Annotated in this window: 20 protein-coding genes; 11 read left to right on the forward strand and 9 right to left on the reverse strand. The window is 66.5% G+C overall.

Annotated features, from left to right (window positions below; all coding sequences use genetic code 11):
* Positions 1 to 489: methyl-accepting chemotaxis protein (locus tag ACI48D_RS14270; RefSeq protein WP_435571898.1), on the forward strand; the 489-nt coding region annotated here is incomplete at its 5' end.
* On the opposite strand, the gene ACI48D_RS14275 is transcribed toward ACI48D_RS14270, so the two are convergent.
* Genes ACI48D_RS14275 through ACI48D_RS14285 form a run of 3 tightly spaced genes read right to left on the reverse strand, consistent with a single transcriptional unit; the run spans position 490 to position 1,974 of the window.
* Positions 490 to 822, reverse strand: coding sequence for a DUF2288 domain-containing protein (locus tag ACI48D_RS14275; RefSeq protein ID WP_435571899.1), 333 nt, complete (start codon positions 820 to 822; stop codon positions 490 to 492).
* 18 nt (positions 823 to 840) lie between these two features.
* Positions 841 to 1,536 (reverse strand): RES family NAD+ phosphorylase, encoded by a 696-nt coding sequence (locus ACI48D_RS14280; RefSeq protein WP_435571900.1) that lies wholly within the window; start codon positions 1,534 to 1,536, stop codon positions 841 to 843.
* Positions 1,537 to 1,974 (reverse strand): MbcA/ParS/Xre antitoxin family protein, encoded by a 438-nt coding sequence (locus ACI48D_RS14285; protein WP_435571901.1) that lies wholly within the window; start codon positions 1,972 to 1,974, stop codon positions 1,537 to 1,539.
* Between the two features lie 119 nt (positions 1,975 to 2,093).
* Between ACI48D_RS14285 and ACI48D_RS14290 the strand changes: the two genes are divergently transcribed.
* Entirely contained in the window at positions 2,094 to 2,564 is a 471-nt protein-coding gene (locus tag ACI48D_RS14290) for a YybH family protein (protein WP_435571902.1), read from the forward strand.
* Positions 2,565 to 2,663: 99 nt separating this feature from the next.
* Here ACI48D_RS14290 and arfB read toward each other — a convergent pair whose 3' ends face one another.
* Genes arfB through ACI48D_RS14305 form a run of 3 tightly spaced genes read right to left on the reverse strand, consistent with a single transcriptional unit; the run spans position 2,664 to position 5,850 of the window.
* On the reverse strand, positions 2,664 to 3,062 hold the full coding sequence (gene arfB / locus ACI48D_RS14295; RefSeq protein WP_435571903.1) for an alternative ribosome rescue aminoacyl-tRNA hydrolase ArfB: 399 nt from the start codon (positions 3,060 to 3,062) through the stop codon (positions 2,664 to 2,666).
* A gap of 3 nt (positions 3,063 to 3,065) precedes the next feature.
* The gene (gene recJ, locus ACI48D_RS14300; protein WP_435572021.1) at positions 3,066 to 4,769 is read right to left on the reverse strand and encodes a single-stranded-DNA-specific exonuclease RecJ; all 1,704 of its coding nucleotides are present in this window, start codon (positions 4,767 to 4,769) and stop codon (positions 3,066 to 3,068) included.
* 4 nt (positions 4,770 to 4,773) lie between these two features.
* On the reverse strand, positions 4,774 to 5,850 hold the full coding sequence (locus ACI48D_RS14305) for a hypothetical protein (RefSeq protein ID WP_435571904.1): 1,077 nt from the start codon (positions 5,848 to 5,850) through the stop codon (positions 4,774 to 4,776).
* 149 nt (positions 5,851 to 5,999) lie between these two features.
* Here ACI48D_RS14305 and ACI48D_RS14310 point away from each other — a divergent pair, with 149 nt between their 5' ends.
* The 8 genes from ACI48D_RS14310 to ACI48D_RS14345 all read left to right on the forward strand — a co-directional run bounded on the left by ACI48D_RS14310 (position 6,000) and on the right by ACI48D_RS14345 (position 18,621).
* The gene (locus tag ACI48D_RS14310; RefSeq protein ID WP_435571905.1) at positions 6,000 to 7,265 is read left to right on the forward strand and encodes a lipoprotein-releasing ABC transporter permease subunit; all 1,266 of its coding nucleotides are present in this window, start codon (positions 6,000 to 6,002) and stop codon (positions 7,263 to 7,265) included.
* A 16-nt stretch (positions 7,266 to 7,281) separates the two neighbouring features.
* On the forward strand, positions 7,282 to 7,986 hold the full coding sequence (gene lolD / locus ACI48D_RS14315; protein ID WP_435571906.1) for a lipoprotein-releasing ABC transporter ATP-binding protein LolD: 705 nt from the start codon (positions 7,282 to 7,284) through the stop codon (positions 7,984 to 7,986).
* 7 nt (positions 7,987 to 7,993) lie between these two features.
* A complete protein-coding gene (locus ACI48D_RS14320; protein WP_435571907.1) occupies positions 7,994 to 8,803 on the forward strand; it encodes a TatD family hydrolase in 810 nt (269 codons plus the stop codon).
* 208 nt (positions 8,804 to 9,011) lie between these two features.
* Positions 9,012 to 11,804 carry a type VI secretion system Vgr family protein gene (locus tag ACI48D_RS14325; RefSeq protein WP_435571908.1) on the forward strand — a complete coding sequence of 931 codons (2,793 nt, stop codon included), beginning with the start codon at positions 9,012 to 9,014 and terminating at the stop codon, positions 11,802 to 11,804.
* A 30-nt stretch (positions 11,805 to 11,834) separates the two neighbouring features.
* Positions 11,835 to 13,502, forward strand: a complete 1,668-nt coding sequence (locus ACI48D_RS14330; protein WP_435571909.1) for an esterase/lipase family protein — start codon at positions 11,835 to 11,837, stop codon at positions 13,500 to 13,502.
* Between the two features lie 241 nt (positions 13,503 to 13,743).
* Positions 13,744 to 15,351 (forward strand): T6SS immunity protein Tli4 family protein, encoded by a 1,608-nt coding sequence (locus ACI48D_RS14335; RefSeq protein ID WP_435572022.1) that lies wholly within the window; start codon positions 13,744 to 13,746, stop codon positions 15,349 to 15,351.
* Positions 15,352 to 15,514: 163 nt separating this feature from the next.
* Entirely contained in the window at positions 15,515 to 16,204 is a 690-nt protein-coding gene (locus ACI48D_RS14340) for a hypothetical protein (protein ID WP_435571910.1), read from the forward strand.
* A 23-nt stretch (positions 16,205 to 16,227) separates the two neighbouring features.
* Positions 16,228 to 18,621, forward strand: a complete 2,394-nt coding sequence (locus ACI48D_RS14345; RefSeq protein WP_435571911.1) for a DNA internalization-related competence protein ComEC/Rec2 — start codon at positions 16,228 to 16,230, stop codon at positions 18,619 to 18,621.
* 26 nt (positions 18,622 to 18,647) lie between these two features.
* On the opposite strand, the gene ACI48D_RS14350 is transcribed toward ACI48D_RS14345, so the two are convergent.
* The 3 genes from ACI48D_RS14350 to ACI48D_RS14360 all read right to left on the reverse strand — a co-directional run bounded on the left by ACI48D_RS14350 (position 18,648) and on the right by ACI48D_RS14360 (position 21,393).
* Positions 18,648 to 20,189 carry a sensor histidine kinase gene (locus ACI48D_RS14350; protein WP_435571912.1) on the reverse strand — a complete coding sequence of 514 codons (1,542 nt, stop codon included), beginning with the start codon at positions 20,187 to 20,189 and terminating at the stop codon, positions 18,648 to 18,650.
* A gap of 2 nt (positions 20,190 to 20,191) precedes the next feature.
* On the reverse strand, positions 20,192 to 20,878 hold the full coding sequence (locus ACI48D_RS14355) for a response regulator (RefSeq protein ID WP_435571913.1): 687 nt from the start codon (positions 20,876 to 20,878) through the stop codon (positions 20,192 to 20,194).
* Positions 20,879 to 21,138: 260 nt separating this feature from the next.
* Positions 21,139 to 21,393: a hypothetical protein gene (locus tag ACI48D_RS14360; RefSeq protein WP_435571914.1), complete on the reverse strand. Its 255-nt coding sequence runs from the start codon at positions 21,391 to 21,393 to the stop codon at positions 21,139 to 21,141.
* A 177-nt stretch (positions 21,394 to 21,570) separates the two neighbouring features.
* Here ACI48D_RS14360 and ACI48D_RS14365 point away from each other — a divergent pair, with 177 nt between their 5' ends.
* Positions 21,571 to 22,119, forward strand: a complete 549-nt coding sequence (locus ACI48D_RS14365; RefSeq protein ID WP_435571915.1) for a Spy/CpxP family protein refolding chaperone — start codon at positions 21,571 to 21,573, stop codon at positions 22,117 to 22,119.
* Positions 22,120 to 22,123 lie beyond the last annotated feature (4 nt).

Below are 22,123 nucleotides of genomic sequence, written 5' to 3' on the forward strand. Positions count from 1 at the left end.
GACGGCATCGCGTTCCAGACGAATATCCTGGCCTTGAACGCGGCGGTGGAGGCGGCGCGCGCCGGCGAGCAGGGGCGCGGCTTCGCGGTCGTTGCGACCGAGGTGCGTAACCTGGCACACCGCTCGGCCGCGGCGGCCAAGGAAATCAAGGCGCTGATCGAGGATTCGGTGAGCAAGGTCGGCGCCGGCACCGAACTGGTGGCGCAGGCCGGCCAGACCATGCGCACCGTGGTCGACGGTGTGCACAGGGTAAACGACATCATGGACGACATCTCGAACGCGACCCGCGCGCAGAGCGATGACATCGAACGCGTCGACGGCGCCATCGCCCAGCTCGACGAGATGACGCTGCAGAACGCGGCGCTGGTGGAGGAAGCGTCGGCAGCCGCGCAATCGCTGCGCGGCCAGGCCGACCAGCTGGCGGGGCTGGTGAATACCTTCCAGCTCGAAGCTGCCGCGCCGCGCCAGGTTTACCTCACGCTGCGTTGATCAGTGCAGGGTGTCCTTGGGCGCGGCCTTGTCCTGCTGCACCAGCACGAAGGGGCTGACCACCGAGGCCCACAGGCGCGCATCGAGCGCTTGCCACTCCAGGGCCTGGGCGCCCGACACCTTCGCCACCTTGCCCTCGCTCATCCAGCGCGCGATGGCTTCCTTGTCGTCGTGGGCGATGCGCAGCGCCACCTCGACCAGGTCGAGTTCATGGCTCACCCAGATCACGGCGCCGTGCGCGAAATGGCGCTCCAGCTCGGACCAGTTGATCCTGGCGGTCTCGCGGTTGATCTTGTCGTGCAGTTCGGTGTCTTTCAGGGGATCGGTTTTCATGTTCATGCTATCGAATCTTCAGATGGCGTCGACGGTGGGCGTCGGCGAGCCCGCCCATGTTAACCGATACGCCTGTCCCTTGCGGACATTCCCGACCAGGGCCGGGCGGAAGCAGGCCAGGTTGCTGCCTCCGGGACCGCGCACGCTGGGGTAGATGATGCCCATCGAGCCGGCGTCCAGCAGTTCGGCCGCCAGCCGCTGCGAGGCGATGTAGCTGGCCGGGTCGAGACAGTCGGCCCAGGGGTTCGGGGAATGCAGGTCGCCGCGCAGGTCGTGGAAGCCGGCGCTGAAGTCGGCCAGCAGGGCCTGGTAGCTGACGCTGTCGTCGAAGCGGTCGATCTCCTGGTATTCGACGGTCTTGTGGAAGATCACCTCGGCCAGCGCGGTTTCCAGCTCGAAGGCGCAGTACCAGGCGCCGCGCTCGCCGTCGTTGAAGCGGCTGCCTTCCGGGCGCGCATAGGTGTAGGCGGCATTGATCATGCGGAAGTTCGGCACGCCGAATACCAGCTCGTCCATGCCGATCCCGAGCAGGAGGCCGGATTCGCCGCGCAGGCGGTCGTTGGTGGCGTTGTCCAGGTCGAACAGGTCGCGCAGCACGGCATCGTTTTCGGCCAGCGGGGCCAGCACCGAGTCTTCGGCATCGGCGAAGCGGGACGGGATCAGGCGGACGGTGTCGAACTGGCGCAGCTGGGACAGCCTCGGTACCGGCTTCACTCACAGCCCTCCGCGGCGGGCGTCGAGCAGGCGCCGCACCGTCTGCATGGCCAGCAGGCCGCCGCCCAGCATGAAGGCGAGCGGGGTACGGCCATTGAAGACCGGGTTGCTGTTCGGCAGGTGCACCCATTCGTCGGCCAGCTTGTCGCCGTACAGGATGTGGAGCGCCTTGTAGATGCCGAGCAGGTAGGAAATGCGGGTGATGCGGTCGACTTCCAGCAGCCGGTCGGGCTGCTTCTTCCACGCGTAGAAAGCGGACGACGAGACCCCGCCCAGCAGTTCGCGCGCATCGTCGTCGCGTACCTGCCAGGCGCCGGCGAGCTGGAAGAAGCCCAGCAGCGCAGAGCGCGACAGACGTTCGCGCTGGGCCTTGTCGTTCAGGTCGACCAGCACCGCGGGTTCGAAGCGGCTTTTTGGATAAGCGTAAGCGCGACTCATAGGGATCCTCCGATTTCGGACTATTTATACTCCGCTTCCGGACTCGCTGCAAGGTTCTTGTGCAAATTGTATTGCCATGACAAAATTGTTTGCTTGTTAAGCTCGAACGTGGAGGACGCATGCGTCTGCTGTCGATGGGGGTGTTGTGCATCAGCGTGGTTCTGCTGGCCTTCGGCAGCGCGGCGCGGCCGTCGAATGCCGAGCTGAAGAAGCAGGTCGCGGCGGTCGAGCGCGCCTTCGCGGCGACCATGAAGGCGCGCGACCACGCGGCCTTTACGGGTTTCCTGTCCGACGAAGCGGTGTTCTTTTCCGGACCGAACGGTGTGCTGCGCGGGCGCGAAGCGGTCGCCGGCGCCTGGCGCAAATACTACGACGGTGCGCAGGCGCCATTCTCATGGGAGCCGGAAGAGGTCGAGGTGGTCGATTCCGGTACCCTGGCCTACAGTGGCGGCCCGGTCTACGACGCCAGCGGCAAGCGCATCGGGCGCTTCAACTCGATCTGGCGCCTGGAAGCGCCCGGGCGCTGGCGCGTCGTGTTCGACCGCGGCGAGCAGCCGTGCAATTGCAAGCCGAAAGTAAATACACCTTGACCTAAACCAAACCGGGGTCAGACTCCGACTTTTGGCAACTTCTTCTGAGCTTTTGCCAAAATCGGGAGTCTGACCCCGGTTTGATGAGGGTCAAGTCTTCTATTCGTTGACCTTGCCCCGTAGAGCCTTGATCTGCCCGCTGCGCGTCTTGGCGTCCAGCCGGCGCCGCTGGGAGCCGCGGGTCGGCTTGGTCGGCCGCCGCGCGACTGGCACCACGGCCGCCCTGTCGACCAGTTCCTGCAGGCGCCGCAGCGCGTCTTCCTTGTTGGCTTCCAGGCTGCGCGACTGCTGGGCCTTCAGCACGACTACGCCATCTTCGGTGATGCGGCTGTCGCGCATGGCCAGCAGGCGCTCCTTGACGGCTGCCGGCAGCGAGGACGCGGCGACGTCGAAGCGCGCGTGCACGGCGCAGGAGACCTTGTTGACGTTCTGGCCGCCCGGCCCCTGCGCGCGGATCGCGCTGAACTCGACCTCCTGCGGATCGATCGCGACCGTCATGAATCAGGCCGGCTCGGCGTGCTCGACCAGGAGCTGTACCTTGGTGACGCCGTTGTACTCGTTGGCGTCGAGCCGGAACGCCACGCGCGCGCGCTCGCCCAGGGATGCGGTATTGCCGAACCAGATCGCATCGTAGCGCCGGCCGTTCCTCTCCAGCAGCAGCTTCAGGTGCTTGTCCTTCAGGATGCGCTGGCTGACCACGCGGAACTCGTCGCAGAACACGGGCGGCGCGAAGCCCTGGCCCCAGACCTGGCTGTCGAGCAGTTCGATGAACTGCACGGTATAAAAATCGTCTTCCAGCGGGCCGTCGGTCTCGACCACGCGCTCGAGCTGGGCTTCGCTCAGCCAGGCCCGGCCGACCGCTTCGAAGGCCTCGCGGAAGGTGTCGAAGTGTTCGAGCCGGATCGACAGGCCCGCCGCCATCGCATGGCCGCCGAACTTGTCGATCATGCCGGGCACGCGCTTGGACACCAGGTCGAGCGCATCGCGCAGGTGGAAGCCGGCGATCGAGCGGCCCGAGCCCTTGATCCAGCCGTCGCCGGCCGGGGCGAAGGTGATGGTCGGGCGGTAGAACTTCTCCTTCAGGCGCGAGGCGACGATGCCGATCACGCCCTGGTGCCAGCCGTCGTCGAACACGGCGATGGTGCTGGCGTCCTGCGGCTGGAAGTCGTCCAGGTGCAGCAGGGCGGTGTCCTGCATCTCGGCCTCGATCTCGCGGCGCTTCAGGTTGATCTCGTTGAGCTGCTGGGCGATCGCCCAGGCGCGGTCTTCGTCGTCGGTCACCAGGCACTCGATCCCGAGCGACATGTCTTCCAGCCGGCCGGCGGCGTTCAGGCGCGGACCGAGCGCGAAGCCGAGGTCGAACGGTGAGGCGCAGCGCGCTTCGCGGCCGGCCACGCGGAACAGCGCCGCGATCCCGGCATGCATGCGCCCTTGACGCATGCGCTTCAGGCCCTGCGCGACCAGGATGCGGTTGTTGGTGTCGAGTTTCACGACGTCCGCCACCGTGCCCAGCGCGACCAGGTCGAGCAGGGAGTCCAGTTTGGGCTGTGAGGCGGCGTCGAACACGCCGCGCCGGCGCAGTTCCGCGCGCACGGCCAGCAGCACGTAGAACACAACTCCGACCCCGGCCAGGTGCTTGCTGGGGAAGCCGCATTCGGGCTGGTTCGGATTCACGATCACGCGCGCGTCCGGCAAGGCGTCGCCCGGCAGGTGGTGGTCGGTGACGACCACTTCGATGCCGCGCTGGCGCGCCGCCTCGACGCCGTCGATGCTGGCGATGCCGTTGTCGACCGTGATGATGATGTCGGGCGACTTCTCGCGCGCGGTCAGCGCGACGATTTCCGGGGTCAGGCCGTAGCCGTACTCGAAGCGGTTCGGGACGATGTAATCGACCCGCGCGCCCATCGCGCGCAGGCCGCGCAGGGCGGTCGCGCAGGCGGTGGCGCCGTCGCAGTCGTAGTCGGCGACGATGGTCATCTTCTTGCCGCCCGCGATCGCATCGGCCAGGTAGACGGCCGCGGCATCGATCTGCATCAGCGCGCCCGGCGGCAGCAGGGCCTGCAGTTCGCTGGCCAGCTCGCGCGGGTCGGACAGGCCGCGCGCCGCATACACGCGGGCCAGCACGGGGTGGATTCCGCCCTGGCGCAGCAGCTCGGTCTGGCGGTCGGGGCAGGGGCGGGTGGCAATGCGGGTCTTCACGTTGATGGCTTTAAGTGAGGCGTTCCAAAGTCGGACGGCGCCAGAATTTGCGCTGGGACATCGGTGTCGTGGTGGTTTCCAGGTGGCCGTCGCGGTGGCTCAGCACCAGCCGCAAGGTCTTGATGCGGCCTTGTTTCAGCGCCGCCAGCAGGGGCGCGAACAGCGCCTCCTCGAGGGCCTGCATCTGCTGCAGCCAGCCGTGCCAGTCGGCGGCGATGGCCGGCGCGGCCACGTTGCCGCACACGAGCAGGCGGCCGCCCTCGTCGTTGCCGGCCTCGTCCAGCACGGAGACGATGCCGGCCAGGCTGTCCAGGCGGCGGTCGGCCAGGGCCGTCAGCCAGCCCGGCGTCGCATAGGCGGCGATCTTCGGCGGCTGCGCCAGCTTGCCGGCGGCGCGCGCCACCAGTCGTTGCGCATGCTCGGCGGCGACGCTGGCCGCGCCCCAGGGCCAGATCGCGTTGATCGGCGCCTGGCCACGGCCTTCGCGCTGCGCGTTCACCGGATGGGTGTACCAGTTGACCTGCACCTCGTTCTGCAGCTTCCGGAAAGCCCGCGACTGGGTGCCGGTCGGGACCCAGTCGGTCAGGTTCATGCCGACCGCGGCGTCCGGACTCGCGGTCTGGATGCCCTCCCACTCGTCGGCGCGCAGGAACCAGGTGTCGGGCGCGCCGTACTGCAGGGCATGGCCGGCCTCCTCGCAGCAGGCGCGCGCGCTCTCGAACAGGGCGCGGGCCTCGATCTCGCGCAGGTCGAGCTGGCGCAAGTCGCCCATCATGAGGTGCGAGCTGGCGATCTGGATATGCGCCGGATTGACGACGAACCAGGTGCCGTCGCCGGGGTCGAGCCCGTAGCCGCGCATGCTGCTGGCGGCGATGCCGGGCGCCACGCCGTTGGCCAGGCCGAGCTTGCGCGCGATCCACAGCTCGTGCGGCAGCACGCGCGCGGTCGGCTCGAGCGGGTGCAGCGACGCGCCCGACGCCCGCGACAATAGTGCCGCCAGGGCCGGGGCCTGGAGGGCGCGGACCAGGTCTGGGGCGAATTCGGGAACGGGGAGGGCGAACGGCAGGACGAGCGAAATGTGGGCCATGCCGGTATTGTAGGCCAAATGGGCGGTCCGCGAGAACCGCAGCGTCCACGCGGGCAACCTCCATTTCAATCGTGACAACCCCTCACATGGATGAGCGTTGTATGGCACACTGCGGGGCCAAGAAACATTTACAACCGAATACGGGGTCCATGAGCATCATCCACAAATTGCCGTACGAATGGCTGGTTGGCCTGCGCTACACGCGTGCCGGCAAGCGCAGCAGCCGCAACAGTTTTATTTCCTTCATTTCCCTGATCTCGGTGTCCGGAATCGCGCTCGGGGTGGCCGCGCTGATCGTCGTGTTGTCGGTAATGAACGGCTTCCAGAAGGAGGTGACCGACCGGATGCTGTCGGTGCTGGCCCATATCGAGGTATTCGATGCCAGCGGCGGCATGCCGAACTGGCGCCAGGCCGAGCAGGAAGCGTTCCGCAACCCGGCGGTGCGCGGCGCCGCGCCCTTCGTGGAAACCCAGGGCCTGCTGGTGCGCGACGACGTGATGAAGCCGGCGGTCATCCGCGGCATCCTGCCCGAAGAAGAGCACAAGGTGTCGGACGTCGGCCGCCAGGTCCGCCAGGGCAGCCTGCAGAACCTGCGTCCGGGCGAATTCGACATCGTGCTCGGCTACGTGCTGGCGCGCTCGCTCGGGGTCGGCATCGGCGACAAGGTCACCATGATGCTGGCGCAGGCCCAGACCACGCCGGCCGGCATGGTGCCGCGTACCCGCAGCTTCACCGTGGTCGGCATCTTCGAGGCCGGCCACTACGAATTCGACTCGGCCATGGCCTTCGTGCACCTGCAGGACGCCGAGCGCATGGAACGCCTGAGCGCGCCGAACGGCCTGCGCCTGCGCATCGCCGACATGAACCAGGCGCCGCTGGTGGCAGCGGAGCTCAAGAAATCGATGTCCGGCGACCTGGTCATGCGCGACTGGTCGAAGCTGAACGCCAACTGGTTCGCCGCCGTCCAGACCGAAAAGCGGATGATGTTCATCATCCTGACCCTGATCATCGCGGTGGCCGCGTTCAACCTGGTCTCGACACTGGTGATGACGGTGACCGACAAGCAGCCCGACATCGCGATCCTGCGCACCCTGGGTTCTTCGCCACGCTCGATTATGAAGATCTTCATGGTCCAGGGCGCGCTGGTCGGCATCCTCGGCACCCTGGCCGGGGTTTGCCTGGGCGTGCTGGTGGCCCTGAACATCGACGTGATCGTGCCCTTCATCGAGCACCTGTTCGGGGTCCAGTTCCTGTCGAAGGATATTTACCTGATCAGCGAAATCCCCTCGGATATGCGCTGGCCGGACGTTTTCAAGATCGGCGGCGTGTCGGTGCTGCTGGCCTTCGTGGCGACGCTGTACCCAAGCTGGTCGGCTTCGCGCGTGAAACCTGCGGAAGCATTGCGCTATGAATGAAATGCGGAGTGAAGTAATGAGCAATATGAATACCGCGGCCGGTGCGCCGGTCCTGTCCTGCCGCGGCGTCGGCAAGACCTTCCGCGAGGGCGACTATGCGGTGCAGGTGCTGGACAATATCGATTTTTCGATCGGTCGCGGCGAACGCGTGGCCATCATCGGCGCTTCCGGCTCCGGCAAGTCGACCCTGCTGCATATCCTCGGCGGCCTCGATACGCCGAGCGGCGGTGCCGTGATCCTGCAGGGCGAGGATGTCGCGGCGCTGTCGGAAGCCCGCCGCGGCGAGCTGCGCAACGCGTCGCTGGGCTTCGTCTACCAGTTCCACCACCTGCTGCCGGAATTCTCGGCGCTGGACAACGTCGCCATGCCGCTGCTGATCCGGCGCATGAAGCGCGCGGACGCGGTGGCGCGCGCGGAAGCCATGCTGGCGCGGGTCGGGCTGGCCAAGCGCGCCATCCACCGTCCCGGCGAACTGTCGGGCGGCGAACGCCAGCGCGTGGCCCTGGCGCGCGCCCTGGTGACGGAACCGGCCTGCGTGCTGGCCGACGAACCGACCGGTAACCTCGACCATGCCACCGCGCAGACCATCTTCGACCTGATGCTGGAACTGTCGCGCACCCTCGGCACCGCCTTCGTGATCGTCACCCACGACCCCGAGCTGGCGCGCCGCTGCGACCGTATACTGCGCCTGACCGAGCACGGCCTGCAGCCGCAGGAATGACACAGCCATGTGGATCGACACCCACTGCCACCTCGACGCCCACGAGTTCGGCGCGCTGCCCGACTCGCTGGAGATCGCGGCGCGCGCCGGGCGGGGCGGGGTGTCGATGATCGTCATCCCGGCCGTCGAACGCGGCAACTTCGCGGTGGTGAAGGAGCTGGCGCATGGCGCGCCGAACGCCAGTTATGCGCTCGGCATCCACCCGATCTTCGTGCCGCAGGCGCAGGAAGACGACCTGGCACTGCTGCGCCGCCTGGTCGAAGCGTCGATGCGGGACCCGCGCTTTGTCGCCATCGGCGAGATTGGCCTCGATTTCTTCATCCCGATGCTGTGCGAGCCGGCGATGCGCGAGAAGCAGGAGCGTTTTTTCCGCGAGCAGCTGCGCATCGCGCGCGACTTCGGGCTGCCGGTGCTGACCCACGTGCGCCGCTCGCAAGACCAGGTGCTCAAGCACGTTCGCCAGATTCGTCCCGCGGGCGGCATCGCCCACGCCTTCAACGGCAGCTTCCAGCAGGCGCAAAACTTCATCGACCTGGGCTTCCGGCTCGGCTTCGGCGGCGCCATGACCTTTACGCGCGCGTTGCAGATCCGGCGCCTGGCGCTGGAGCTGCCGCTGGATGCCGTCGTGCTGGAAACCGATGCGCCCGACATCGCCCCGAGCTGGATCCACCCGGGCCGCAACAGCCCCGAGGAGCTGCCGGCAATCGGCCGCATGCTGGCCGCGCTGCGCGGCGTGCCGGAAGACGAAGTCCGCGGCGCCACCCGGCGCAGCGCGCTGGCCGCGATCCCGCGCCTGAAAAACCTGCTCGCATCTTGAACTGCGCCTAATCCCGCACGCGCGTACCTATCCGGCGCGCTTGGTGCCGCCGCGCGCACCCGACCGGCCCGTGGCGCGCACCTTGGCATGCGTCGCCCCCGGATCCAGGGGAGCCACGACCATTCCGCCCCGCTGAAGTTCAGTCCTGAACCGCCCGAAACCGTATGACACACGGCAACGGTTTGCCAGCCGAGGCGTGGAAGAATGAGTGCTCCTGCCGTACTGCGGCATGCATACAGGAGACATGGTGGAGAGCGCGAGCGAGTTCCTGAATACAGCCCATCGCCCCCTGCGCCTGCGCCTGGCGCACGCCGGGCAGCTCGCCGAGGACATCCTGCTGCCCCAGCGGGTGGTGGGCAGCGAGGCGGTCTGCGGCGGCATCGAATACCGTGTGGCCTGCCTGGCCGGCAGCCCGCACCTGCCGCTCAAGGAATTCATCGCGCTGCCCGCCGAAATCCAGTTCGTCACCGACCGCGGACAGGTTCGCAGCGTCTGCGGCCTCGTCACCGAAGCACGCGCCGGCGATTCCGACGGCGCCCTGGCGGCCTACGAACTGGTGCTGCGCGACGTCTTCGCGGTCATGGAAAAGCGCACCAACAGCCGCGTGTTCCGCTACCAGAACGAGCTCGAGATCGTGCAGCTGCTGTGCGACGAATGGCGCCAGTCCAGTACCGTGCTGGCGAATGCCTTCGAAGTCGAGGTCGACCCACTGTTCGACATGCGCCAGTACCCGCCGCGCGAACAGACCATGCAGCACAACGAATCCGACGCCGCCTTCGTACGGCGACTGCTGAAGCGGCGCGGCATCGGCTGGGTGTTCCGCTCCGGGCGCAGCCGCAACACGGCCGTCGACCCGGTGCACGACCGCACCCCGGCGCACACGCTGGTGCTGTTCAGCGACGCCGGCAACCTGCCGCGCAATGCCGCCGGCAGCGTGCGCTACCACCGCGACGGCGTCGCCGACGGCCGCGACACCGTCACCTCCTGGACCGCCGCGCGCCGCCTGCAGCCGGGCATCACCACCCGTCACAGCTGGGACTACAAGAACCCGGGCGGCGCGCAATTCATGACCGCCAGCGCGCGCAGCATGGCCGACCAGGGTCCGAGCGGCAACCAGCTCGCCGCCACCCTCGACGACTACCTGATCGAGATGCCGCATGCCGGCGACGACGTCGAGGACCATTGGCGCCTGGGGCACGTGCGCATGAGCCGCAACGAATTCGAATCGAAGTGCTTCCACGGCGAAGGCAGCGTGCGCGACTTCTGCGCCGGCCAGTATTTTTCGCTCGAAGACCATCCCGAGATCGATACCCATCCGGCCCCGGAGCGCGACTTCGTGATCACCGAGCTGCGCGTGGTGGCGGACAACAACCTGCCGCGCGACCTGGCCGTGCCGGTGTCGAAGCCGCTCGGCGCGCCTGATCCGGCGCTCGCTCCCGATGCCGCCGGACGTGTGCGGATCGCCTTCACGGCGGTACGGCGCGGCATCCCCATCGTGCCGGCCTTCGATCCGCGCGCCGACCTTCCGCATCCGCAGCTGCAGAGCGCGATCGTGGTCGGCCCGGCGAACGAGGACGTGCATTGCGACGCCCTGGGCCGGGTGAAGATCCGCTTCCCCGGCATGCGCGCCGCCGACCACGGCCATGCGCACGGCGCCGGCGCCTCCGGCAGCCCGGCAGATTCGGCATGGGTGAGGGTAGCGTCGAACTGGGCCGGCAACGGCAGCGGCAGCCAGCACCAGTCCGGTGCCGTCGGCCTGCCGCGCGTCGGCACCGAGGTGCTGGTGGCCTTCCTGGGCGGCGACCCGGACCGGCCCATCATCCTGGCGCAACTGTATAACCAGCGCTCGGTGCCGCCGGCCTTCAAGGACGCCGGCAGCCTGCCCGGTAACCGCTACCTGTCCGGCACCCGCAGCCGGGAGATCGGCGGCGGGCGCGGCAACCAGCTGCGCTTCGACGACACCCGCGGCCAGATCAGCGCCCAGCTGGGCAGCGACCACGGCGCCTCGGAACTCAACCTGGGTTACCTGACCGGGCCCCGCGATCATGGCGCCGGCAGTCCACGCGGCGAGGGCGCGGAACTGCGCAGCGAACTGTCGGTGGCGATGCGGGGTGCGCAAGGCGTCCTGATCAGCGCGGAAGGCGGCGAAGGCGGCCAGCTGGGGCGCGCCGGCCTGATCGGCCTGGCCGAAGTCATGCAGGGTATCCTCGACGAAGTCGGCCAGCTGGCGGCCGTGCACAACGAGGACGAGCCCTCGCAGCAGCGCCTGGCCGCCCTGGTCGAAAAGCTCAAGCGCTGGCACGAGGGCAGCAACGTGGCCGAGGGCGGAGCAGGGGGCGGCGCAGCGATCGTCGCCGCCAGCGCCCCGGCCGGCGCCATCGTCGCCAGCAGCGACAACCTGGCGCTGGGCGCGGCCCGCAAGTTCGACGTGGTCAGCGCCGGCGACGCCGAGATCTCGACCGGCCGCAACATCTTCCTGCGCGCGGCGCGCGGCCTGAGCATGTTCGCCCACGAGCTGGGCATGAAGCTCGGCGCGGGCCGCGGCGACATCGTCGTGCAGACCCACCTGGGCAATATCCAGATCAAGTCGTCCGGCCGCATCAGCCTGATCGCCGCCGAGCGCATCGAGCTGGAAGCGCCGGCGGTGAAGATCATCGCGCCCGGCGCCACCACCGACTGGGCCGACGGCAAGATCACGCACCAGAGCAGCAGCCAGCAGATCCACCGAGGTTCCGATTTCATGTACTTCCAGCCCGGCGGTGCGAGCCCGAAGGACGTGCGCATGCCGAGCTCGCACCTGCACACGGATGAGTACGTGGTGCTGCGCCACCTGCAGACCGGCGCGCCGATCCCGAACCAGCGCTACCGCGCGACATTCGAGGATGGCCGCACCGTAACCGGACGCACCGACGCCGAGGGCCGGACCTCGCTGCTGATCGGGGAAATGATCGGCGGGGTCGACATGGCCTACCTGCCCGAAGAAAGCGACCCGGCCGCCTGAGCCGGGACCCACCACGAATACGGAGCGCGCATGCCCGACCCGACCCGCCCCTTGCCGAACCTCGTCCCTCAGCCGGACGGCAGCTGGACCGGACGCACGATGCTGACGCCGACGGCGCTCAAGACCCGTGGTCTGTTCACGATGCCGCCGTCGAAGGTGGTGCCGGTGATTGTGGTGCCGGGGATCATGGGGACTAATTTGCGGGCGGCGAGGGATCCGAAGGAGCCGGCGAATGAAGAATTAAAACGAGGGGAAGCTGCTTGGCGACCGCCGAACGGAAGTGCGGAGGGCATCCTGGCCCTCTACACATGGAAAGCGCGTAATGCGGTTACCAGGCAAAAGATTTTTGATGGCGAAACTCTTGAAGTGGACGATCGGGGCGACATCCACCTCCCGGTAGACGCGCGTAATTACGGGACGACCGAAGGGGAGGTACGCGAACGCCACTGGGGTGAAGTGCATTGGGAGTCCTATGGCAAGTTACTGCACAGCCTGGAGATTGGGCTGAACCATACTTTCGAGATGGATGCGTTGGACAACGTACGGATCGTATGTCGTCATTGGAAGCAGGTAATGGCCTGCGACCCGGCGCGGTGGGGTGTGCGTAGTGTGGAAAAGATCACGGAAAAAGAGTTGGAAAAGCACGCCAGCCATTATTTTCCTGTGTACGCGTGCGGGTATAACTGGCTGGAGTCCTGTGAGGAATCGGCCAAGCGCCTGCGCGCGCGGATCGAAAGTACGATCGCATTCTGGACCAAGCGCAAGCTCGAATGCAAGCAAGTCATTCTCGTGACCCATTCGATGGGAGGTCTGGTCGCTCGCGCCTGCGCCAAGCAGATTCCCGAACTGATCCTTGGTGTGATTCACGGAGTAATGCCCGCGCTAGGCGCTCCGGCGTCTTATCGAAGGATTGCTTGTGGAACTGAAAGCTGGAGTCCAAGCAATGGGAAAAGTGCTAACGTCGAAGCGGGAGTCGTAGCGGAAATCCTTGGGGAGCGTCCGGAATTGACGATGCCAGTGATGGCTACAGCCCCGGGTCCATTACAACTGTTGCCGAATCACTTATATCCGGGTCCGTGGCTGCACGTGTGTCTGTTTAGCCGGGTCAATAATAAAGACGTGCCCCGCGATCTAGTACATTTGCCAATTGGAAATCCGTATGACCTCTATCGTGATACAGGATCCTGGTACCGGCTGATTGATCCGGACCTTGCCGACCCGGCAGGGAAATATAAGGGAGAATTTGGCGTTAGGGAGAGAATTCGCAAAGCGTTGGACAGCGCTGAGCGGTTTCATCGTGAAATACTCGATACTTATTATCATCCAAATACGTATGCTTTTTACGGTGCCGACCCGGCGCATAAGTCATTTGGTGCAGTACGCTGGGTGGCACGCGATCCGGCTAATGGCGCGGTGTTCACTGAAGCCAACTTGCGTAATGCGGCATTGACAGGTTATCGAGCAACGGTGGGTCGACGGGTAAAAGTTGAGGGAAAGACTTTGTTGGAGTTCGTACCGGCGCGCCAGGACATCGGTGGCGATGGCACGGTGCCACAGCAGTCCGGTGCGGGGCCACGAGGGAAAATCAAACAAATATTCGAAATTCGCGGAATAGACCACCAAAATTCCTTCAATGACGAAGCGGTCCTGTTGCTGACCCAGCACCTCGTCGCAAAGTTGGTACAGGAGATGCCATGACATCGGCACATGGCCGCGGATGGCGTCAGCTTGTCGTGCTGCCGGCAAGCCTCGTCTGTGTCTGTGCTGGGAAGCCGCACCCCCATCCTCTCATCGTCAAGCTATTGCAGAACTTGCTATGACGCTAATGAGGAAACACGGGTGGCGAGAACTGATCGTTCTGCTGACAGCCCTTGCCTGCGCCGGAAGCTGGGCAGCTAGCCAGGTCCGCAGTATGAGGGACAGATCCGAGGTGGCAAAAATGGTGGAAAACATGAAAACGGTATGCGTCGGACGCTACCTTGTCGATGTGCCTGCCGAGGCGAAAGTGGGATTTTCGGGCAGCATGCTGGACGGTTTCGATTTCGTCACAACCGAAGAGAGCGAATCGGCTTTCCATGAGCGGATCATAGCCCGGGAGGCTGACATTGAAGCGCACCGGCACGACACCGATAGTGATACTGAGGGCGGGGTGGAAACGGCACGAGATTTGCGCGTTCCCGGTATGGTTGGGCGGACTTTGATTTATGGGCGTAGTCGCGGTTACTTGATGGACGGTGAACGTCGCGTCTACCTTGAGTCGGTGTCGGTAGAGGTGCACGCGCACATTAACGGTCTCAGCTTCTCGTTGTCCGCCAAGTCGACGGAAGAGACTAGCGCAAAAGAAGCCGAGGCACTGTTTGCTCGTCTACACATTCGCGGGAAAGATGAAGTTCCGGCGGCCCCAGGATTTTGCGTCCCGCGGGCGGTATTTGTTGAACCACTTCCGTCTCATAAGAACGAGCATATAGTCATGCATCTTGGGCTGCCTGATCATCCTGATCTAAGTTTGACTCTCGCGAGCATTGCAGGCTCGCGGCCCGGCCCAAGTCTACTTGCCCGAATCGCCCAAACCGACGCTACTACCAGCGCGGATGTCTTGCTTCGTATAACGAAGCTACGTGCGGGTAGGCGCAGCATCAACGGCGTAGATGGCGAAGAAGTCTTGCTGCGCGCACGTGAGTTTAACTTTACTACAACTTACGGATTCAACTGGGAAACTCTTGGCGCGACCGATGATCCAACGCTACCGCTCTTATCGCTGGAACTCCGCACTGGGATTAACGAGCGCACCGGGGGCAAGCCCGTCGATACAAGTTTGCACGAAGATGCTTTACTGGAACTGTGGAACTCCATCGCCTCGAGTATTCGACTGCGTAAAAGCGGTCCGCCGCCTCGGCCCGGTCCACTACCCGAACCGCAGGGGCCGACATTGGGCACAATGGCGACAGCCCGCGAAGTATGCCCCCAGTCCGGCTGGTGGCGCTGCACCGAGGGCGGCAATGGGGTTCGCGTTCACGGCGGTCAGGTGCAGTACGTCCGCAAGGGCGAGCGCATGCCGCAGGCATTGCTGTTGCCGCGCCAGACACTCTGGCAAAAGCTCAAGCGCATTCAGCCGAGTGCGGAGAGTACACAGCCAACAGCCTGGACTTTGGTAGACAAGCGCTTGCGTCCACGCACCCCGACGACGGTAGCCTTGGCGCCCGCTGCGGAGCCGCCGAGTAGCGCGGACATCGTCAACGGCACCGCCCGGCCAGCCGTACTCGGAAGCTATGTTCGTACCGGAGAGATCTGTCCTGCCAGCGGCTGGTGGCGCTGTGATGAGCCCACTGCACTCGACGGGACGCGCTGGTTTGCTCAGGGCAGTGTGCTGCCCGCCGCTACACTCCAGGTGCCGGCTGGAGTATTCGCAAAGTCCGTTGGACCAGAACTGATCCACCGTCGCAGCGGGTGGCAATTGATGCGGCATGCCGAGCCGGCTTCATTGCCGCAGGCGGGTTCTCCTCTGTCGAATAGCGTGCCCGTCGATGAGTCACCGGGACTGGCTTGATCCGGCAGAATCCTCGCGTGAGCCGTAACACGGTCCTAGGGATATAACGAAAATGCGCCATTGCGTCTACCATATCCTTTCGCTGGCACTCCTTGTCTGCGCTGGAAGCTGGGCAGCTAGCCAAGTCCGCAGCGTGAGCGACCGGTCTGAGGTGGGAAAATTGATGGGAACGAGGAAAACCGTATGCGTCGGGCGCTACCTCGTCGACGTCCCGGTCCAGACCCGGATGAGTTTCGCCGGAAACGTAGTGAATGGATTCGAGGTCGGCACCTTCACGGAAAGCGAAACCGTATTTCGGGAGCAAGTAGCAGCGCGCGAGGCTGAAATCGTTGCGCGTGGAGCGGCAACTGATGGTTCCGGCGGAATGTTCGAAGCTCGTGATCTTCGCATTCCCGGGATGATTGGTCGCACCAGGATCTCTGGACGCAACGGAGGCTATTGGATGGAAAAGGCTCGTCGGAACGAGGACGAGTTGTTGTCGGCCGAAGTTCACGCCCATACCGGCAGTCTTAGTTTAAGGCTCTCCGCGAAATATGGAGGCGAGGCGAGAGCAAGATCGGTCGAAGCGTTGTTGGCGCGGCTGCGTTTGAGCGGCGAGGGCGAGATTCCAGACGAGCCGGAGGTTTGTATCGATCACGCGTTTTTTGTCGAGCCGTTACCAGCACGCAAAATTGCGCACATCCCAATGCACTTGGGCTTCGCCGAACACCCTGATTTGACGATGGCCTTCGTTACGATGCCCGGCTACGATAGCGGATCGAGCCTGCTCGCCCTGTGGGACGGCATCGCCTCCAGCATCCGGCTGCGCCCGACCAGGCGCCGGGGACGAATTCCGTCGTCACAGCTGGCCTGAACCAGCCCTGGCCTCAGGTCACCATGCGCAGCGCCATCCTGGGCTTCACAGCTGGCGTGCTGGCGCTCCAGATGTCCGCCGCGCTTCCTTCTACCGGCCAGATGCTTGCCTGCGCAGCCGGTGCGTTGGCCTTCATCGTGCTTGTGCGGGCGGCCGCCAGGTACGTTTCGGGTGCAGGCAGTGCCTGCGCCACGATCTTCACGAGCCTCCTGCTCGGCTACACCTGGGCCGCCCTGCTGGCCCACCAGGCAATGATCTCCCAACTGCCGGCCGCCGACGAGGGCCGCGACCTCACCGTCATCGGCGTCATCGACAGCCTCCCATACCGCTTCGAGCAGGGCCTGCGCTTCAACCTGCAGGTCGAGCGCACCGAGACGCCCGGCGCCACCGTCCCGCCCCGGATCGCCCTGTCCTGGTACGCCGACCGGCGCGGCGAAGCGATCCTGCCCGACTCCGTGATGCCCGGCGAACGCTGGCGCCTCAGCGTGCGCCTGCAGCGCCCGCACGGCAATGCCAATCCCGGCGGCTTCGACTACGAGGCCTGGCTGCTGGAGCAGGGCGTGCGCGCCACCGGCTATGTGCGCGCCGGCGATGCCAACATCAGGCTGGACGCCTTTGTACCGCGCTTCGCGACCCTGGTCGAGCGCTGCCGCGCCGTGCTGCGCGAGCGCATCCTGCATGCGCTGGCAGGGCGCCAGTACGCGGGCGTGATCGTCGCGCTGGTGATCGGCGACCAGCGCGGCATCGAGCAGTCGGACTGGCAGGTGTTCAACCGCACCGGCATCGGCCATCTGATCTCGATCTCGGGGCTGCACATCACGATGATCGCTGGCCTGGCGGCGCTTGCGGCGTCGAGCTTGTGGCGGCGCTCCTTCTTCACCGGCGCCCAGCTGCCGCTGCGGCTGCCGGCGCAGAAGCTGGCGGCGCTGGTCGGGGCGGTGGCGGCGCTGCTGTACGTGCTGCTGGCCGGCTTCGGCGTGCCGGCCCAGCGCACGCTCTACATGCTGGCGGTGGTCGCGCTGGCGCTGTGGCTCGGAAGACTCTCCAGCGTCACCCACGTGCTGTGCGCGGCGCTCGGCGTGGTCGTGCTGCTCGACCCCTGGGCCGTGCTGTGGCCCGGCTTCTGGCTGTCGTTCGGGGCGGTGGCGGTGATCCTGTTCGGCGGCCATGGCCGGATCGGCGCGCGCGAATCGGGACTGCGGGCGAATCTGGCGCTGGCCGGGCGCACGCAATGCTCGGTGACGCTGGGCCTGGTGCCCTTGACCATGCTGCTGTTCGGGCAGGTGTCGCTGGTCAGTCCGCTGGCGAATGCGGTCGCGATTCCGCTGGTGAGCTTTATCGTGACGCCGCTGGCGCTGTTGGGCAGCCTGCTGCCCGAACCCCTGTGCGGCTGGCTGCTGGCGGCGGCGCATGCCGCGGTGGCGGGTCTGGCGGCCCTGCTCGGCTACCTGTCCGCGCTGCCGGCGGCGGTGTGGCGTGCCCCGGCGCCGCAAGCCTGGGTGTTCCTGCTGGCGCTGGGCGGTACGCTATGGATGCTGATGCCGCGCGGCTGGCCGCATCGCTGGGCGGGTGCCAGCGCCTGGCTGCCGCTACTGCTGCAGGTGCCCGAGCATCCCTCAGTCGGACGGTTCCGCGTCACCGCCTTCGACGTCGGCCAGGGTATGGCGTTGCTGGTCGAAACCGCCGGCCACCGCCTGCTGTACGACACCGGCCCCGGATACGCGCCCGGCGCCGACGCCGGCAGCCGCGTGCTGCTGCCTTACCTGCGGATGCGCGGCATCGGAGAACTCGACGGCATGGTCGTCAGCCACAGCGACACCGACCACACCGGCGGCGCGCTGGCGGTGCTGGGCGAGCAGCGGGTCGGCTGGGTGGCGTCCTCGCTGGGTGCCGGCCACCCGATCGCGCGCGCGGCGCGGCATCACCTGCGCTGTGCGGCCGGCCAGCAGTGGGAGTGGGATGGCGTGCGTTTCGAGATGCTGCACCCGGCCGCATCAAGCTACGCCGATCCCGGCCCCAAGGCGAACGCGCGCAGCTGCACGCTGCGGATCACGAACGGGCGCACGGCGATCCTGCTGGCCGGCGATATCGAGGCGGCCCAGGAAGCGAAGCTGGTGAGCACGAATGCGCAGCAGCTGCGCGCCGACGTCCTGCTGGCGCCGCACCACGGCAGCGGCACCTCGTCGACGGCAGCCTTCCTGCAGGCCGTGCATCCGAGCATCGGCGTGTTCCAGGTCGGCTACCGCAACCGCTACAAGCATCCGAAGAAGGAAGTCTACGAGCGCTACGGCCAGCTCGGCATCCAGCGCCTGCGCACCGACGAAGCGGGCGCCGTGACGCTGGATTTCGGTGGCGGCGTCGACTACCAGGCTTACCGAAACGAGCACGCGCGCTACTGGAGCGCGCCTCAGCCCTAGCTCGGCACAGTCCCGCTTAGCTCAGCTCAGCTCAGATCACGTGGCAGCGTGATCGTCACGCGCAAGCCGCCGCCGTCGCGGTTCGACGCGGTGATCCGCCCGCCATGGGTCTCGACCACGCGCTTGGCGATCGCCAGCCCGAGGCCGTGGCCGTCGACGTTGTTCTGCGCCGGATTCGAGCGGAAGAAGGGTTCGAAGATCTGGCCCAGGTGCTCCTCCGCGATGCCGGGTCCGCGGTCCAGCACCTCGATGTGCACCGAACCGTCCTCCGGATGCAGGGCCACCTCGATCGCGCCGGCGGCGCCGCCGTGCTTGACGGCGTTGCGCACGATGTTCTCGACCGCGCTCCACAACAGGTCGGGAGCGCCGCTCACCGTTACCGGGACCGGGGCGTCGACGTCGATGCGGGCGCCGGCTTCGAAGCGGGCGTCGTCCGCGATCTGATCGACCATCTCGACCAGATCGACCGGCTCCGCCGCCGGCGGCTCGCTGGCCGCGTCCAGGCGCGACAGCGTCAGCAGCTCGCCGACCAGGCGGTCCATGCGCACGCTCTCGCGTTCGATCCGCTCCAGCGAGGCGCCGATCTTGTCCGGCTGCTGGTGCGCCAGGCCGATCGCCGCCTGCAGGCGCGCCAGCGGCGAGCGCAGTTCGTGCGAGACGTCGTGCAGCAGGCGGCGCTGGCCCTCCATCAGCGTGCGCAGCTGGGCGCCCATGCGGTCGAAATCGTGGCCCAGTTCGGCCAGCTCGTCGCCGGCGACCGCCATCCGGGCTTCGGCGAATTTGGGCGCGAGATCGCCCGCGGCGGCGGCTTCGAAGGCGTTGCGCAGGGCGCGGATCGGGCGCGCGAAGTACCAGGCGAGCAGGGCGGCGAACAGGAAGCTGGCCAGGGTCGCGGCGACGATCGGCAGCCAGCGTCCCACGTGGCGGCCGAACTCCGGCGGCAGGCCGAACCAGCCGCCCGGACCGCCGCGACCGGGGCCGAAGCCGCGGCCGGTGCCTGGGCCGAAACCGCGGCCGGAACCCGGACCGTCCGGGGCAGGGGCCGTGGCGCGGCCGGGCGCGGCGCCTGCATCCGGGGTAGCGGGGGCGCGTGCCGCAGTGCCGCCCTCCGCGGGTCCGGGGTCCGGCGACATGCCGCCCATGCCGCCCATGCCCGGACGCTGGCCGGGCGTGCGCGAGGCAAACGCGAGATAGCGCCGCCCGTCGGCCGAGGTCAGGCGCGCCACGGCGTGCGACTGGAGGCCGGTCTGGAGGCTGCGCTCGACTTCCTCGCGCAGCTTGGCCGGAACCGCGCGTCCGAGCAGCTCCTGGCCCTGGTCGTCCAGCACGTACAGGCGCATGCGGCGGGTGCTTGCGGCGAGTTCGCGCAGGCCGTCGATGCCGCCATGCTTGAGGGTGGCGGCGGCTGCGTCCAGCATGATGACGGCCGGCGGGCCGAGGTCGAGCGTCGGCTCGGTGTTGCGCTGGCGGGCCTGGTCGCGCAGCCAGACGGTGCCGCCGATGCCGATCGTGGCCGCCACCTGCGCGAGCAGGATCGACAGGAAGAACTTCCAGAACAACCGCCCCATCGCTACTCGCGGATCAGCTGGTAGCCGAGACGGTAGACGGTCTGCAGGCAGGAGCGTCCGTCCGACAGCGTGCCCAGCTTGTGGCGCAGGCTGCTCAGGTGGACGTCGATGTTGCGGTCGAAGCGGGCCAGCGGGCGGCCCAGTCCCTGTTCCGACAGGTCGCTCTTGCTGACCGGGCGGCCGGCGTTGCGCGCCAGGACTTCGAGCAGGTTGAATTCGGTGCTGGTGAGTTCCAGCGGATTGCCGTCCCAGGTGGCGCGGCGCTGCTCGGGCAGCATGGTCAGCTTGCCGACCGTGAGCGTGATGCCGGGACCCTCGGTGCCCGTGCCCTGGGTGCGGCGCAGGATCGCACGCACGCGGGCAGTCATCTCGCGCGGGGTGCAGGGCTTGGTCACGTAGTCGTCGGCGCCCAGTTCGAGGCCGAGGATGCGGTCGGCGTCGTCGCCGCGGCCGGTCAGCATCAGCACCGGGATGCGGCTGGCGGCGCGGATACGGCGCAGCGTCTCGATGCCGTTCATGCGCGGCATCATCACGTCGAGGATGGCGATCGCGTACTGGCCGCTCAGCGCTTCGCGCGCACCGGTTTCGCCGTCATGGGCGCAGGCCACGCGGAAGCCTTCCTGTTCCAGGTACTCGGTGAACATCCCGACCAGTTCGGTATCGTCGTCGATTAGCAGTACTTGATTCATGCTCGCATCTTAACAAATGGGGATGGATGAGGCGCCGGCCGGCGGCCCCTTTTTACCTCGTTTTACACCGGGATAGGCGCATCTGACTCAAGTATTTCACAACATATTAAGCGACTTGCAGTGTTGCTGATGGCTTTAATGAGCAAGCAAAAACCGCTGTGTAAGCTCATGAAAAACCAGGACTTGCAACCGTGTTTCAGTAATTGGATGAGAGCTTGGGCCGGGAGGTGAAAATTTCTTAGTTGCAATCGCCTTTAGACTCAGATAATGTCCTCAAGCCAACTATTATTAGCTGCTAAATTATGACTTTCCAGCGGATCAAAGAACTGATTAGCTCGCTCTTCATCAGCCACCGTTGGGACTATACCGGTGAGTATGCCTTTCGAAAATGCGCTGTTTGCGGGAAGGCTCAAGAATTGGATTTCGGCGGCGGCGCTGCCGGATCCGTGTGGGTAACGGTTTTGGAGGGTGACTTGAAGGTTCACCGTCCTAAGCCTGTCGAGAAGGTCCAGCATGCCCGCTCGGGTATCGAAGAAACTGCACTATCTGAAACAATTGACCCGGTCACTACTCGTTGATTGAGTCCCATCCTGGTGTCTGGCCGTTCTTTACCCCGTTTTACACCCGGTTAACAGCGCTTAACAGGGGCGCGCACGACAATGCGGCATCCCAACCACACAAGGATGCAGAACATGAACCTCACGCGCCAAACGCTGGCGGCCGCGCTGCTCGCGGCCTGCTGTGCCACCACCTACGCCGCCGGCCAATCCGAGACGCCGTCCGACGCCGGCCAGAACGCCGCACAGGTCCCGCGTAGCGGTCCGGAAAGCCGAGGCCCGGAGATGCGCGGCTTCAGGCCGGAAGGCGGCCCGGAGCATGGCCGCGGCCCCGGCGGCCCCGGACACGGCTTCGGCCAGGGTGTTGGCCACTTCGGCGCCGGCCTGCGCCTGAGCGAAGCGCAGCAGGACAAGCTGTTCGCGATCCGGCACGCCGCCGCGCCGCAGCACCGCCAGCTGCAGAAGGCGGTCCGGCATGCCCACGAAGCGCTGCGTGCCTTGCGCGATGCTGCCCAGTTTGACGAAGCGAGGGCCGGCGCGGCCTCGCGCGACCTCGGCCAGGCGATCGCTGCCGAAGCCCTGCTGGAGGCGCGCGTGCACGCCCAGGCCATGGCGGTGCTGACCCCGGAACAGCGCGAGCAGCTGCGCAGGCGCCATCCGCAGGCGCCGCGGGAACGGCAGTAAGCGA

This window comes from Massilia sp. LXY-6 (assembly GCF_051233485.1).
In the GTDB taxonomy this organism is placed as follows: Bacteria; Pseudomonadota; Gammaproteobacteria; order Burkholderiales; family Burkholderiaceae_D; genus Telluria.

Bases quoted from the DNA above. Each gene is read 5' to 3' on its own strand.
- ACI48D_RS14290 (WP_435571902.1), top strand. From the start codon at position 2,094: ATGCGTCTGCTGTCGATGGGGGTGTTGTGCATCAGCGTGGTTCTGCTG.
- ACI48D_RS14360 (WP_435571914.1), bottom strand. From the start codon at position 21,393: ATGCTGGACCTTCTCGACAGGCTTAGGACGGTGAACCTTCAAGTCACC.
- ACI48D_RS14365 (WP_435571915.1), top strand. From the start codon at position 21,571: ATGAACCTCACGCGCCAAACGCTGGCGGCCGCGCTGCTCGCGGCCTGC.
- ACI48D_RS14340 (WP_435571910.1), top strand. From the start codon at position 15,515: ATGGGAACGAGGAAAACCGTATGCGTCGGGCGCTACCTCGTCGACGTC.
- ACI48D_RS14305 (WP_435571904.1), bottom strand. From the start codon at position 5,850: ATGGCCCACATTTCGCTCGTCCTGCCGTTCGCCCTCCCCGTTCCCGAA.
- ACI48D_RS14355 (WP_435571913.1), bottom strand. From the start codon at position 20,878: ATGAATCAAGTACTGCTAATCGACGACGATACCGAACTGGTCGGGATG.
- ACI48D_RS14335 (WP_435572022.1), top strand. From the start codon at position 13,744: ATGGTGGAAAACATGAAAACGGTATGCGTCGGACGCTACCTTGTCGAT.
- ACI48D_RS14285 (WP_435571901.1), bottom strand. From the start codon at position 1,974: ATGAGTCGCGCTTACGCTTATCCAAAAAGCCGCTTCGAACCCGCGGTG.
- ACI48D_RS14330 (WP_435571909.1), top strand. From the start codon at position 11,835: ATGCCCGACCCGACCCGCCCCTTGCCGAACCTCGTCCCTCAGCCGGAC.
- ACI48D_RS14350 (WP_435571912.1), bottom strand. From the start codon at position 20,189: ATGGGGCGGTTGTTCTGGAAGTTCTTCCTGTCGATCCTGCTCGCGCAG.
- ACI48D_RS14320 (WP_435571907.1), top strand. From the start codon at position 7,994: ATGTGGATCGACACCCACTGCCACCTCGACGCCCACGAGTTCGGCGCG.
- ACI48D_RS14275 (WP_435571899.1), bottom strand. From the start codon at position 822: ATGAAAACCGATCCCCTGAAAGACACCGAACTGCACGACAAGATCAAC.
- lolD (WP_435571906.1), top strand. From the start codon at position 7,282: ATGAGCAATATGAATACCGCGGCCGGTGCGCCGGTCCTGTCCTGCCGC.
- arfB (WP_435571903.1), bottom strand. From the start codon at position 3,062: ATGACGGTCGCGATCGATCCGCAGGAGGTCGAGTTCAGCGCGATCCGC.
- ACI48D_RS14310 (WP_435571905.1), top strand. From the start codon at position 6,000: ATGAGCATCATCCACAAATTGCCGTACGAATGGCTGGTTGGCCTGCGC.
- ACI48D_RS14345 (WP_435571911.1), top strand. From the start codon at position 16,228: ATGCGCAGCGCCATCCTGGGCTTCACAGCTGGCGTGCTGGCGCTCCAG.